At 66.0% G+C, this 12,414-nt stretch carries 11 protein-coding genes and 1 tRNA gene; 6 read left to right on the forward strand and 6 right to left on the reverse strand.

Annotated features, from left to right (window positions below; genetic code table 11):
• Positions 1-173: 173 nt before the first annotated feature.
• From Q1A36_RS20405 to Q1A36_RS20420, 4 genes are all read right to left on the reverse strand, one after another.
• Entirely contained in the window at positions 174-1,076 is a 903-nt protein-coding gene (locus Q1A36_RS20405; RefSeq protein ID WP_299847856.1) for an invasion associated locus B family protein, read from the reverse strand.
• Positions 1,077-1,533: 457 nt separating this feature from the next.
• The gene (galE, locus tag Q1A36_RS20410) at positions 1,534-2,544 is read right to left on the reverse strand and encodes a UDP-glucose 4-epimerase GalE (protein WP_299847857.1); all 1,011 of its coding nucleotides are present in this window, start codon (positions 2,542-2,544) and stop codon (positions 1,534-1,536) included.
• Between the two features lie 10 nt (positions 2,545-2,554).
• Positions 2,555-3,550 carry a polysaccharide deacetylase family protein gene (locus Q1A36_RS20415; protein ID WP_299847859.1) on the reverse strand — a complete coding sequence of 332 codons (996 nt, stop codon included), beginning with the start codon at positions 3,548-3,550 and terminating at the stop codon, positions 2,555-2,557.
• Positions 3,547-4,752 (reverse strand): glycosyltransferase, encoded by a 1,206-nt coding sequence (locus tag Q1A36_RS20420; RefSeq protein ID WP_299847861.1) that lies wholly within the window; start codon positions 4,750-4,752, stop codon positions 3,547-3,549. The genes Q1A36_RS20415 and Q1A36_RS20420 overlap by 4 nt, the downstream gene beginning before the upstream one ends.
• A gap of 155 nt (positions 4,753-4,907) precedes the next feature.
• On the opposite strand from Q1A36_RS20420, the gene Q1A36_RS20425 reads away from it, so the two are divergent.
• Positions 4,908-6,500 (forward strand): helicase HerA-like domain-containing protein, encoded by a 1,593-nt coding sequence (locus tag Q1A36_RS20425; RefSeq protein ID WP_299847863.1) that lies wholly within the window; start codon positions 4,908-4,910, stop codon positions 6,498-6,500.
• Here Q1A36_RS20425 and Q1A36_RS20430 read toward each other — a convergent pair.
• Positions 6,463-6,843, reverse strand: coding sequence for a DUF6477 family protein (locus tag Q1A36_RS20430; protein WP_299847865.1), 381 nt, complete (start codon positions 6,841-6,843; stop codon positions 6,463-6,465). The genes Q1A36_RS20425 and Q1A36_RS20430 overlap by 38 nt on opposite strands.
• Positions 6,844-7,059: 216 nt before the next feature.
• Here Q1A36_RS20430 and Q1A36_RS20435 point away from each other — a divergent pair, with 216 nt between their 5' ends.
• Positions 7,060-8,172 carry a DUF6456 domain-containing protein gene (locus Q1A36_RS20435; RefSeq protein WP_366141616.1) on the forward strand — a complete coding sequence of 371 codons (1,113 nt, stop codon included), beginning with the start codon at positions 7,060-7,062 and terminating at the stop codon, positions 8,170-8,172.
• A gap of 86 nt (positions 8,173-8,258) precedes the next feature.
• Positions 8,259-9,608, forward strand: a complete 1,350-nt coding sequence (gene dddP, locus Q1A36_RS20440; RefSeq protein WP_299847867.1) for a dimethylsulfonioproprionate lyase DddP — start codon at positions 8,259-8,261, stop codon at positions 9,606-9,608.
• On the opposite strand, the gene Q1A36_RS20445 is transcribed toward dddP, so the two are convergent.
• Entirely contained in the window at positions 9,605-10,111 is a 507-nt protein-coding gene (locus Q1A36_RS20445; RefSeq protein ID WP_299847869.1) for a hypothetical protein, read from the reverse strand. The genes dddP and Q1A36_RS20445 overlap by 4 nt on opposite strands.
• A gap of 130 nt (positions 10,112-10,241) precedes the next feature.
• Here Q1A36_RS20445 and lipA point away from each other — a divergent pair, with 130 nt between their 5' ends.
• From lipA to Q1A36_RS20460, 3 genes are all read left to right on the forward strand, one after another.
• On the forward strand, positions 10,242-11,192 hold the full coding sequence (lipA, locus tag Q1A36_RS20450) for a lipoyl synthase (RefSeq protein ID WP_299847871.1): 951 nt from the start codon (positions 10,242-10,244) through the stop codon (positions 11,190-11,192).
• A gap of 45 nt (positions 11,193-11,237) precedes the next feature.
• Positions 11,238-11,321: transfer RNA gene (locus Q1A36_RS20455), tRNA-Leu, on the forward strand.
• Between the two features lie 61 nt (positions 11,322-11,382).
• Positions 11,383-12,384: an integrase arm-type DNA-binding domain-containing protein gene (locus Q1A36_RS20460; RefSeq protein WP_299847873.1), complete on the forward strand. Its 1,002-nt coding sequence runs from the start codon at positions 11,383-11,385 to the stop codon at positions 12,382-12,384.
• The last annotated feature ends 30 nt before the right edge of the window (positions 12,385-12,414 follow it).

Below are 12,414 nucleotides of genomic sequence, written 5' to 3' on the forward strand. Positions count from 1 at the left end.
AGAACCCGCTGTTCTTCAAGGACAACACCCGCATGTTCTACGGCGATGCCAAGGACTCGGTGAACAAGCTCTTGCCGGTGGTGGAATAGGCGGGACAGAGCCAAACGATGCGCCGATGAAAAAAGCCGCGCCCGGTGGGGCACGGCTCGCTGATTTCAGACCCCTGAGGCGGATCAGTTGGCCGGGGCGGCCTCGCCGTCAGTCGGGGCCTCAGCGGCGGGGGCGGCTTCGGCCTGCGCGGCCAGCTGTTCCTGCGCTTCCTTGGCGATGCCCTCGAGCTCGGTGAAGGCGGCGGTGAAGCCCGCAAGCGACATCGGCAGCTCGACCGGGTTCTCCGGATCACCGGCGAAGGGCAGCAGCGAGACGGTGGCGCTATTGCCGCGCTTGAGGCCGTTCAGTCCCGCCGCGTCGAAGCCCATGCGCGAGACGCAGCCGACCGGGGCGCAGAAGTTGAACGGGTAGCCGCGCGGTGCGGCGCTGTCGATCTTGAGGCCAAGACCGCGAATGAGGTCGGTTTCCAGCGGTGCCACGATGGTCGCGCCGGCGGCGGCCTCGCCCTGGCTCAGCGGGATCATGGTGACCTCGGCGACCGAATTGCCCTCGCCGTCCTTCAGGAGCTGGTAGAGCTCGCAGGGATCGGGCTGGCCTTCCTGGGCCTTGATGCAACGGATGGTCCAGTCGCCATGGGTGGCCTTGAGGTAATAGGCGCCGACCTGCGGCTCGGTCGAGGCGGTATCGGCGGCCGGAGCTTCGGCAGGCGCGGCAGCGGCATCGACCGGAGCAGTTGCGGCATCGGCGGCAGGTGCGGCAGCAGCATCCGCAGCAGGGGCCTCGGTGGTGGCTTCAGTCGCCGCCTCGGTTGCCTCGGCGGTGGCGCCATCGACGGCGGCCTCGGCCTGGTCCGCGGCTGCGGGTGCTTCGGCGGTCGCGGCAGCATCGGCTGCCGGCGCGGCGGCTTCCGGCGTTGCGCTCTCGGCGGTCTCGGGCTGGGTGGTCGGCGCCGCTTCCTGCGCCAGAGCAGGCCCCGCCATCAGCAGGATGGCGGCCAGAAGGGCCGAAGAACTCTTGTAAGCCATGGTGGATTTATTCCCTTTTCCAGAACCTTGAACGCGACTTACCACGGGATTTCCTGAATGTCAGCGCGCATCGCGCGCGGCCCGGGTCAACATGCGTTGAACGCGATCCGCTCCGGGCGCGCAACGCGAAATGCCGCCGGGGCGGGCCGGACGGGCTGCAAGCCGGGCAAAACTAAAAGGGCCGCGACAATGCCGCGACCCCTCTCACGCTGTATGGCGTGTCTCCCTGCCGGACTGGCCGGTCATCATTGAGCGCACGCTAGTCGCAGGGGCGTGATCCGTCAACAGGTCAATCAGACATGTGCGATCACAAAAAAGGCCGCGCCCGAGGGCGCGGCTAGTCCAACAGGGAGGAAGAGTCGCGACCGGCAGGTGCTGGCCCCGACCCCTTGATCATAGCAAGGAAAGGTTAACAGTTCCCATTAAATTCGCGCGTTGCGTGTATTCGGTGGCGAAATTATGCTTTTGCGCGCATGAAGGCCCAGTTGCTGGCGCACATCGAAGCCAGATCGCGGGTCGCGCGAAAGCCCAGAAGCCGCTCGGCACGGCCCGTATCGGCATAGGAAATGGCCGCATCGCCGGCGCGGCGCGGCGCGATCTCGGCCCGAATCGGCTGGCCCGAGACTTTTTCATAGCAGTCGATCACCTCGCGGACCGTATGGCCCCGACCGGTGCCCAGATTGACCAGATGGCTGCCCTCGCCCCCTGGTTGCAGCAGCCGTTCCAGTGACTGGACGTGGCCGCGCGCCAGGTCCTCGACATGGATATAGTCGCGGATCGCGGTGCCGTCGGGGGTGGGCCAGTCGTCGCCGAAGATCATCAGCTTCTCGCGCCGACCCGCCGCGACCTGCGCGATGACCGGAACCAGATTGCCGGCGGGCTGGCCCGGATCCTCGCCGATAAGGCCAGACTCATGCGCGCCGACCGGGTTGAAATAGCGCAGGATGCCAAGGGCGAAATCCGGGTTCGCCCGGCGGACGGCAGCCAGGAAGTCTTCGCCGACGAGCTTGGTGCGGGCATAGACATTCTGCGGCCGGACCGGGCTGTCCTCGGTGACCGGCATCACCTCGGCCTCGCCATAGACGGCGGCGCTGGAGGAAAAGACCATGCGGCTGATGCCGTGGGCCTGCATCGCGCAGACCACATTGACCAGCCCGCCGACATTCACGTCGTAATAACCGACCGGATCGGCCTCGCTGCCCGGCACGCTTTTCAGCGCGGCGAAATGCACCACCGCATCGAACCTGCCGCCGTCCATAGCCTTCTGCACGGCGATGCTGTCGCGGATATCGGCCTCGATCACCGGCGTCGGGCGGCCGGTGATCCGGGCCAGCCGCTCGGGCACGTCGCGATGGGCATTGGCAAAGCTGTCGAGGATGACGGTCTCGAAACCGGCCTCGACCAGCGCGACATAGCTGTGCGAACCGATGAAACCGGCGCCGCCGGTCAGCAGGACACGTCTGGACATGAAGATCCTTTCACTTCCCGGCCATGCGCAACCGCAGCCGGTTGATCTGGCCAAAGCGGCCAACGTTGAGGCGCGACAGCGCAAAGCGGTCCTGATCGCGCGGGGTCAGCGCATTGTCGAGCACTGTGGCCGAGGCAAAGCCCTGCCGCGCCATCTCGGCCCGAAGCACCGCGTTGTGATTGCTGTTTGGATAGGCGAAATGCCGCACCTCCTGCCCGGTCCAGTCCTGCAGCAGTTTGCGGGACAGGGCGATGCTGTCGGCGGCCTCGGCCAGAGGAATCTGATCCAGCAGGTTATGGCAATGGCTATGCGCGGCGATCGTGACGCCGGGGTGGGCGGCGAATTCCTGCAGTTGCACAAGGCTCATCGGGCCAACCGGGGTTCGGGGCGGCGTGACCGGGGCGGCCATTGCGATCACCCGGTCGGCCATGGCCTCGCGCCGGTCAGGATCGACGGTCTTAAGCGCCTCGAGCAGCGCGCCGATCGCCGCACAGCGACCCGGCCCGTGATCGGGGCCAACGGTCCAGCGCCCCAGACCCGCACCGCTCAGGTCGATCTGCCGCTCGCCCGACCCCTGCAGCGCGTTCATCACCCGGTCGAACCAATAGGGCCGCTGATCGGCGATCTGGCCGGTGGCGACATAGACTGTCACCGGCAGACCTTCCTCTCGCAGAATCGGCAGCAGATGGGTGTAAAGCCCGATATCGCCATCATCGAAGGTGAGTACCAATTGCGGGCGGGACGAGCGCGGCCCATCCAGCGCCTGATCCAGGCTGACAATGTCGTAATCCCGGCGGAACAGGGCGATCTGGCGGCGGAACTCGCCCTGATGCAGCACGGTCCAGGCGTCCATGTCATCACCGTCGGGGCCAAGCGTGTGATAGCAGAGGATGGTGATCTTGTCGCCGCCAAGCGCCCGGCGCCGCAGCCACGGATAAAGGACCGGCGCCGTGGCCAGCGCCAGCGCCGCCGATTTTGCCAGCCGTTTCGCCGGGGCGAGACTCACTGCTTGCCCCCGCCCGCGAAGAGGTCGCGCAGCTTGGCCGCCTCGGTATCGACATTGTGGCGGACGCGCGCCCGTTCAACGGCTAGCTCGGCCAGCTCTGCACGCGCAGCATCGGGCAGGACCAGCGCCTCGCGCATCGCATCGGCAAGCGCCACGGGATCGCCCGCCGTGACCAGCCAGCCGGTCCTGCCCGGCTGCACCAGCTCGGCAATGCCGCCGACATAGGTCGAGATCACCGGCCGCCCCGCCGCCATGCCTTCCATGATGACCACCGGCAGGCCCTCGATGAAGCTCGGCTGAACCAGCGTATGACAGGCCTCGAGTTCGCGCCGCACCTGATCGGAGCTGATCCAGCCAGTGATCCGCACCGCATCGCCAAGGCCGAGCGCGGCGATGCGCGCCTCGACTTCGGGGCGCAGATCGCCGTCGCCGGCCAGCACCAGACGCGCCTCGGGGTGGTCGCGGCGCAGGGCGGCAAAGGCGTCGAGCAGGATCAGATGGCCCTTTTCCGGGCTGAGCCGGCCGATGCAGAGAAACGGCGCCTGTTCCGGTGGAGACGGGGCGGTAGTGAAGCTGTCGGGCTCCAGCCCGCAATGCACCACCTTGATCCGGTCCCACAGGTCCGGCGTCACCGCCCGCATCAGCTGGCTGCGGGAAAAGCCGCTGATCGCGACAGCGAACCCGGCCTCACCGATCTTGCGCTGGAAATGCAGCCGCGCGGCATTGTCGGCTTCGTCCATGCCATGGACTGTGAAACTGTAGCCCGGTCCGCCCAGCAGTTTGACCAGCAGCGCGATCTCGGCGGTATTGGTGCCGAAATGGGCGTGCATGTGGCTGGCCGGTTCGACCTCGAGCCAGTCCATGATCCGACAGGCATGGGCGACATAGACCATGTGATAGGGCCAGGGCCGCATGCCGTTCCGCGACATGGCGCTGGCCGCGCGGATCGCCCGCCACAGCCCGCGCGGATCGCGGCGCAGCCGGCGCCAGACCGACCCCACCAGAGACTCCAGACCGCCCTGCAATGTATAGGAGGTGCGCGCCTGTTCGTTCCGGTCCTCGGGATCGACCACCTCGGCATCCCAGCCACGCAGGGCCATGCGATGCACGCTCACGCCCTGACGCTCCAGCGCGAGAATCTCGCGCCGGATGAAACTGTGGCTGACCTTGGGATACTGGTTAATCAGATAGGCGACGCGCATGGGGGCTTTCCGGCGGGGTTCAGCTACAGTTTCCCAGCCCGCCCGGGCGGTCAAGGACTTAGCGGTCACTTCCGGGCATGTTGAGCATACAGGCTTCACCTGAGCGGCGGAAGTCTGGCATAAGCGGCTGAAAGACGACAGGGAAGGACAGGCAGATGGCCGATATTCTGGATCTCGAGGCGGGCACGGCATTCGTGGGCGGGGGCGGCGCGGATTACGCGCAGGCGCAGAACCTGCTGCTGAAGTATGCCAACCGCCACGGGCTGATCGCCGGGGCGACCGGCACCGGCAAGACGGTGACGCTGCAGACGCTGGCCGAAACCCTGTCCAAGGCGGGGGTGCCGGTGTTCCTGGCCGATGTGAAGGGTGATCTTTCGGGGCTGGCCAAACCGGGCAGCACCGAATCGAAGCTGAACGAGCCTTTCCAGAAACGCGCCGCCCAGATCGGGCTGACGATGGACTACCAGCAATTTCCGGTCACTTTCTGGGACATCTGGGGCGAGAAGGGCCATCCGGTCCGCACCACGCCGGCCGAGATGGGGCCGCTCTTGCTGTCGCGGCTCCTGGGCCTCAGCGATGCGCAGGAGGGCGTGCTGAACATCGCCTTCCGCATTGCCGACGAACAGGGGCTCGCCTTGGCCGACATGGCCGACCTCCGCGCCATGCTGGCCTGGCTTGACGAGAATTCCGGCGATTTGACGGGGCAATACGGGAATATCAGCCCGGCCAGCGTCGGCGCCATTCAGCGGTCGCTGCTGGTTCTCGAGAACGAGGGCGGCGACAAGCTGTTCGGCGAGCCGGCGCTGGACCTGTCGGACATCCTGCGCGTCGATGCCTCGGGCAAGGGGATGATCAACATCCTCGCCGCCGAGAAGCTGATGAACGCGCCGCGGCTTTATTCGACCTTCCTCCTGTGGCTTCTGAGCGAGCTGTTCGAGCAGCTGCCCGAGGTGGGCGATCCCGACAAGCCCAAGGCAGCCTTCTTCTTCGACGAGGCGCATCTCTTGTTCGACGATGCACCCAAGGCCCTGACCGACAAGGTCGAGCAGGTGGCGCGGCTGATCCGATCCAAGGGCGTCAGTGTCTGGTTCATCAGCCAGAACCCCGCCGACGTGCCCGAGGATGTGCTGGGGCAGCTTGGCAACCGCGTCCAGCACGCGCTGCGCGCCTTTACCGCCAAGGACCAGAAGGCGCTGCGCATGGCGGCGGAAAACTATCGCCCGAACCCGGAATTCGACATCGCCGAGGCGATCCAGGCCGTGGGCACCGGCGAGGCGGTGACGTCGCTCTTGGAAAACAAGGGCGTTCCGGGCATGGCGCAGCGCACGCTGATCCGCCCGCCCTTCAGCCAGCTTGGCCCGATCACCGATGCCGAGCGGCAGGCGGTGATGGCCAATTCCACCATGGGCATGAAATACGACAAGGTGCTGAACCGCGAATCGGCACAGGAGATTCTGGCGAAACGCGCGGAAGCGGCGGCCAAGGAAAGCGCCGAGGCCGGGGCGGCCGGCAATGACGCGGACCTGTGGCAGATGGACAAGGAGTTCAAGCAGGCGCGCCGCTATAACCCCGATATCCAGATCAAGGAGACCTCGCGCGCGCGCAGCAGCGGCGGCAGTTCCAGCCGCTCGTCGCGATCGGACAGCATTGCCGAGGTCTTCGGCAAAAGCCTTGCGCGCCAACTCGGGTCCAAGTCCGGGCAGGCGCTGGTCAGGGGTGTGCTGGGGTCGCTTTTCCGCGGGCGCTGATCGCGGCGCGGATGCCGGGGATCGCGACCGCCGCCGGGGTCTCGGCCACGGCGGCGCGCATCTCGGCCAGGATCGCGATCATCAGCAACACGTGGCGGCTCAGGTCATAGCCGGCATCGCCGTCCTTGCGGGCGGCATCCATCAGCGCCTCTTCCGCGCGCAGCCGAGGCAGGGCCGAACCCGGGCGCGGGCAGGTATCGCTGCGCAACAGGCGCGGCAGATCGCGGCTGCGCCGCCAGCCCGCCTGACCGGCCCGTGCGGCCCGGATCAGGATCGAGGGGCGGCGCAGCGGCTGATCCACCGGCAGCGGGCGGAAGGCGATGATATTGGGCATGGCGGTCATGGCGCGGTCCTTTCGCAGATCAGGCCATCAGTTTGATACAATTCAGGGAAGTGTTGCCGCCGCGCTGAATGCAGCGCGCGCCCGGAAAGGAATTCTTTAGGGATTCTTAGGGATTGTTGCGGCTAGCTGCAGGGCTCGAGCCGCAGCTCTACCGTGAGATTTCAACCCTTGGATGGCCCGCCGCCCGGCCAGCCCAAGGATCGCAAGGGACCAGAGATGACGATACTGACCGATGATTTCAGCTTCGATCTGGACGCCGGAGCGCCGCAGGCTGCGGCCAAGACCATGCCCGTACCCGACGATGCCCGGCTTTACCTGCGCCATGTCGAGGGCGGGGAGAGCATCCGCGCCATCGCGCGCGAAACCGGCTGCCACGCCTCGACCGTGTTGCGCCGGATCCGCAGGTTCGAGGCACGGCGCGACGATGTGCTGATCGACGGCGCGCTGGAGCAGCGACCAGTGGCGGTTTCGCTGGAGGGACGCGAGGCGCTGAGTGCGCTGCGCCGGCTGGCCGAGCCGGGGGCGCTGATGATGGTGGTGGCGGGGATGGAAAAGGCGATCATCACCCGCGACGGTCTGCGCACCGCCATCCTGGATCGCCGGCTGGCCGAGGCCATGGCGCTGAATGGCTGGGTGGCGCAGGTTGGCAAGGGCCGGGTGATCAGCTATGCGATCGTCCCGGCCGGGCGCGCGGCGCTGCGGCAGCGGGTGAACCTGCCCCACACGGGCGCGGCCATGCCGCGTCCGGGCGATTTCCAGAACGCTCGTGCCGTCGAAGCCGTGGCCGGTGACGATGCCCCCGATCTCGGCCCCGAGGCCGCTCAGCAGCACCGGGTCTGGTCGGAGTGCGAGATCCGCGATCCCGCCGATGGCCGGCGTCGCCGCAGCCGGGTCAATATCGCCGAAAGCCCGCTTCTGCTGCTGGCCCGCCGCCGCGAGAGCAACGGTCAGCCCTTTCTGAACGCCGGGATGGTGGCAGCGGGCGAAAGGCTGCGCGAGGATTTCGAACTGGCGCAGCTTGGCCCGCGGGTGACGCAGAACTGGGACGGGTTCATGACCGCGGGCATCGACGTGAGCCGCGCCGGCACCGGCTATCGCGGCGGCTCGGAATCGGCCCGCAACCGCGTCGCGGTGGCGCTGCGCGATCTGGGGCCGGGTCTGGGCGATGTGGTGCTGCGGGTCTGCTGCTACCTCGAGGGGATCGAGCAGACCGAACGCCGGCTTTCGTGGTCGGCGCGCTCGGGCAAGATCGTGCTGCGGCTGGCGCTGATGCGGCTGGAACGGCACTACGCCGAAACTTATGGCAAGGGCTCGCCGCTGATCGGGTAGGGCGCGTATCGCAACCTTGCCCCGCAATGCGTCCGCGTGGTTCACTGACCCGGAAACCCGGCGCAGGCCGGGCAGGGAGGTCGCCCATGGAATTCGCCTCGCCCTTTCCGGTTTCGAACCGCAGGATCGATCCCACGCGCCGCCGCGCCTCGCGCGGGGCGCTGCTGCCCGATGGCTCGCCCAATGACAATGACAGGGTCGAGATCGGCCCGACCGATCTGGCTTTCCGCGAATGGGCGGCGCGCGGTCTGACGCCGCCCGATCTCACGCGCCTGCGCGAATACCGCCTGTCGCGGCTGGTCGATGCGCTGGCCGCGCGCGGCTATGGCGGGCTCCTGATGTTCGATCCGCTGAACATCCGCTATGCCACCGATACCACGAACATGCAGATCTGGACGATGCACAACCCGGCGCGCGCCTGTTTCGTCGCCGCCTCGGGCCATGTGGTGCTGTGGGATTTCCACGGCTGCGATCACCTGTCGGCACATCTGCCGCTGATCAGCGACTTGCGCCACGGCGCCAGCTTCTTCTATTTCGAATCCGGGGACCGCACCGAGGAACATGCGGCGACGTTCACAGCTCAGGTTGATGAATTGCTGCGTGCCCATGCCGGCGGCAACCGCCGCCTCGCCGTTGATCGGATCGAGATTCCCGGCCAGCGCGCGCTGGAAGCCTTGGGCATCGAGATCATGAACGGGATTGAACTGACCGAGAAGGCCCGCGCCATCAAGGACGCAAACGAGTTGAACGCCATGCGCTGCGCCATTGCCGCCTGCGAGGCCGCCATCGGCGAGATGCGCAGCCTCGCCCGGCCCGGTCTGACCGAGGTGGATCTCTGGGCCGAATTGCAGCGTGGCAACCATATCCGCGGCGGCGAGTGGATCGAGACCCGCATCCTCTCCTCGGGTCCCCGCACCAATCCGTGGTTTCAGGAGGCCGGGCCGCGCGTCATCCAGAATGGCGATATCCTCGCCTTCGACACGGATATGATCGGCACCTATGGCTATTGCGCCGATCTCAGCCGGACCTGGAAGATCGGCGACCGGAAACCCACAGATTACGAGAAGGACCTCTACAAGCTGGCGCTGGAGCATGTCGAGACCAACCAGGCCCTGCTGCGCCCCGGCCTCGGCTTCCGGGAACTGACCGAGATCGGCCACCGCCTGCCCGAACGCTTCCGGGCGCAGCGCTACGGCGTCATGTATCACGGCATCGGCCTCTGCGATGAATGGCCCTCGATCCGTTACCCCGAGGATCTGGAGAGCAGCGGCTATGACGGTGTGCTGGAACCCGGCCAGTGCCTCTGCGTCGAGGTCTACCTGGGCGAGGTGGGCGGACCCTGCGGGATCAAGCTGGAAAACCAGGTGGTCATCACCGAGACGGGGCATGAGAACCTGACATCGCTGCCCTTCGAGGATGATTTCCTCACCGATTAGATCAGGCAGTCATGCGCCCATTGCAGCAGTGCCTGGCGCTGGCGCGGGCGGCAGAAGGGGTTGCCCGGCTCGCAATTGGCGCGCACCTGCCCGGCATGGCGGGCAAAGCCGCGCCAGCGTTTCACCTGCCAGTCATCCACCCCCGGCAGACGGCGGCCAAGGTAATAGCGGCAATACCACTGGAACCAGCCGCGCGGATCGGGTTCGACGATCCAGCCCTTGCGCCGCCATTCCGACAGCGGCTGGCGGCTCTTGATGCCGAAATAGTTCAGGCTCTCGTTCGGGCGGTCTGACAGCTTCGCACCTTCAAACCAATCCGCAGGAAACTCGTCCCGGCAATCGTTCAGGTATTTGCCCTCGAAGACCCCCATCGCCAGCATCTGGGCGGGCGTGTAGAAGGGCGCGAACCCGTCATGATCGATCGCGCCTTCAGCCGCCTCCAGCAGATAGGCATAGCCCTGCTGCATCCGGTCATCGACCTCGATCCTGTCGCCAAGTGCCATGCATCCCCCGCAAACCTGCCATGCCGCTGCGCTCAACCCGCCGCTGCGGCGCCGGTTCCCCCGACAGCAGCGTTGATCCCTTGCGTCAAAGCGACTATTTAGCCCTTGAACCACCCTGAAAGGTGCCCCGATGGCCGAGACCCTGCCGCCCCGCCTGCGCCACCCCGAAAAGGCCCACAAGCCCGATCAGGCGCAGCCGAAAAAGCCCGACTGGATCCGGGTGAAGGCACCGACCAGCGAGGGCTACAAGCAGACCCGCGACATCCTGCGCGAGAACCGCCTCAGCACGGTCTGTGAACAGGCCGGCTGCCCGAATGTCGGCGAATGCTGGTCGCAGGGTCACGCCACCATGATGATCATGGGTGATATCTGCACCCGTGGCTGTTCCTTCTGCAATGTCATCACCGGTCGGCCCGACAAGCTGGACGTGTTCGAGCCCGGCCGCGTCGCCCATGCGGTGCAGAAGCTGGGGCTGAAGCATGTCGTCATCACCTCGGTCGACCGCGACGATCTGGACGATGGCGGGGCCGAGCATTTCGCCCAGACCATTCGCGCCATCCGCCACCGAAGCCCCGACAGCACCATCGAGGTGTTGACCCCGGACTTCCTGAAGTCCAAGCCCGGTTCGCTGGAAGCCGTGGTCGAGGCCCGGCCCGACGTGTTCAACCACAACCTCGAAACCGTGCCCGGCCTTTACCCGACCGTGCGGCCCGGCGCGCGCTATTTCCATTCGCTGCGGCTGTTGCAGAAAGTCAAGGAACTGGACCCGACCATGTTCACCAAATCCGGGATCATGGTGGGCTTGGGCGAGGACCGGCAGGGCGTTTTGCAGGTCATGGATGACATGCGCGCCGCCGATATCGACTTCATGACCATCGGCCAATACCTGCAGCCGACGCCCAAGCACCACCGCGTCGACCGTTTCGTGACGCCCGAGGAATTCAAGGGCTACGAGAAATCGGCCTTCGGCAAGGGCTTCCTGATGGTCTCGGCCACGCCGCTCACCCGCTCGTCCTATCACGCCGGCGACGATTTCGCCCGGTTGCGCTCGGCCCGTCTGGAAAAGCTCGGGCGCGCCTGAGCCTCTTGCCGCCCGGCCCCGAACCGGCTATGCGGCAACCCTAGGGCCCGAGTGGCGGAATGGTAGACGCAGCGGATTCAAAATCCGCCGCCGCAAGGCATGTCGGTTCGAGTCCGACCTCGGGTACCAGGGCTTCCCAGAAGATTGATCTCGCTCCATCTGCGCGGCAGATTTCCCAAGGAAATCAATCGTGGCGCATTTGCCGCATGTGAAGATCGACCACAATCTAGCTTCTCATGTTGTAATGTTGCTGCAACTCGCGATGGGCACGTTACAACAGATGGCGCAGACACTTAACGACAATAGAATCAGGGCTTTGCAACCGCAGGATAAGCCGTATCGCGTAAAGGACGCTGGCGGGCTGTTCCTAGACGTTCGACCGACAGGCGCGAAATTCTGGCGCATCACCTATCGGCAGGGGAAAAAGGTCCAGACAAAGACGCTGGGACAGTACCCGACGATCAGCCTGACGGCGGCGCGAGCCGAGTTGTCGAATCTGCGGCTGCTTATCGAGCGTGGTGGTGATCCGAAGGGTGGAGCAGTTGCTGACACGTCCATGACCTTCGGCCAGCTTGCCCTGGAGTGGTTTCAGACCAAGCGCAGCGGATGGAAGCCTCGCTATGCAGATGCAGTCTGGAATCGCATCGCGGCTGACGCGGTACCCGATCTGGAGCATCGCCCTATTGCTTCGATAGCTGCCACCGATCTTCTGGCGGTCCTGCGCAAGATGGAAGCGCGAGGTGTGCGGGACGTAAGCAAGCGCCTGCGCCAGCAATTCCAAGACATGTGGATGCTGGCGATTGTAACCGGGCGGGCCGAGGCAAATCCCGCCATTGGGCTGAACAAGGCACTTTCCGCGTCACCTCGCGTCAAGCATCGCGCTGCGCTACCGGCTGAAAGGGTGCCCGAACTGTTCCGCATCATGTGCGGCGACCCGGACATGAGCCGGCAGACGCGGCTGGGGCTGACGCTTATCCTGCACACCGCTGTACGCACGAATGAAATCAGATTCGCTTCATGGTCCGAGATCGACCGCGAAGCCCGCCTGTGGCGCATCCCTGGTGAGCGTATGAAGATGCACCGCCCTCACCTAGTCCCGCTGACTGACGCCAGCTTGCGGCTCCTGGACCGGCTGCAGGCGCTTGCGAGATATGCTCGAAAGTTGGTGACGCTTGATCAGGCGGCAGCTTGAATGTGGCGGACGCCGTCGCGGAACTCAACC

The sequence above is a fragment of the uncultured Paracoccus sp. genome (genome assembly GCF_947487305.1).
Lineage (GTDB): Bacteria > Pseudomonadota > Alphaproteobacteria > Rhodobacterales > Rhodobacteraceae > Paracoccus.

Excerpts from the sequence above, each read along its gene's own strand:
- Q1A36_RS20405 (WP_299847856.1), bottom strand. The coding sequence starts at position 1,076 with ATGGCTTACAAGAGTTCTTCGGCCCTTCTGGCCGCCATCCTGCTGATG.
- galE (WP_299847857.1), bottom strand. The coding sequence starts at position 2,544 with ATGTCCAGACGTGTCCTGCTGACCGGCGGCGCCGGTTTCATCGGTTCG.
- Q1A36_RS20420 (WP_299847861.1), bottom strand. The coding sequence starts at position 4,752 with ATGCGCGTCGCCTATCTGATTAACCAGTATCCCAAGGTCAGCCACAGT.
- Q1A36_RS20425 (WP_299847863.1), top strand. The coding sequence starts at position 4,908 with ATGGCCGATATTCTGGATCTCGAGGCGGGCACGGCATTCGTGGGCGGG.
- Q1A36_RS20430 (WP_299847865.1), bottom strand. The coding sequence starts at position 6,843 with ATGACCGCCATGCCCAATATCATCGCCTTCCGCCCGCTGCCGGTGGAT.
- Q1A36_RS20435 (WP_366141616.1), top strand. The coding sequence starts at position 7,060 with ATGACGATACTGACCGATGATTTCAGCTTCGATCTGGACGCCGGAGCG.
- dddP (WP_299847867.1), top strand. The coding sequence starts at position 8,259 with ATGGAATTCGCCTCGCCCTTTCCGGTTTCGAACCGCAGGATCGATCCC.
- Q1A36_RS20445 (WP_299847869.1), bottom strand. The coding sequence starts at position 10,111 with ATGGCACTTGGCGACAGGATCGAGGTCGATGACCGGATGCAGCAGGGC.
- lipA (WP_299847871.1), top strand. The coding sequence starts at position 10,242 with ATGGCCGAGACCCTGCCGCCCCGCCTGCGCCACCCCGAAAAGGCCCAC.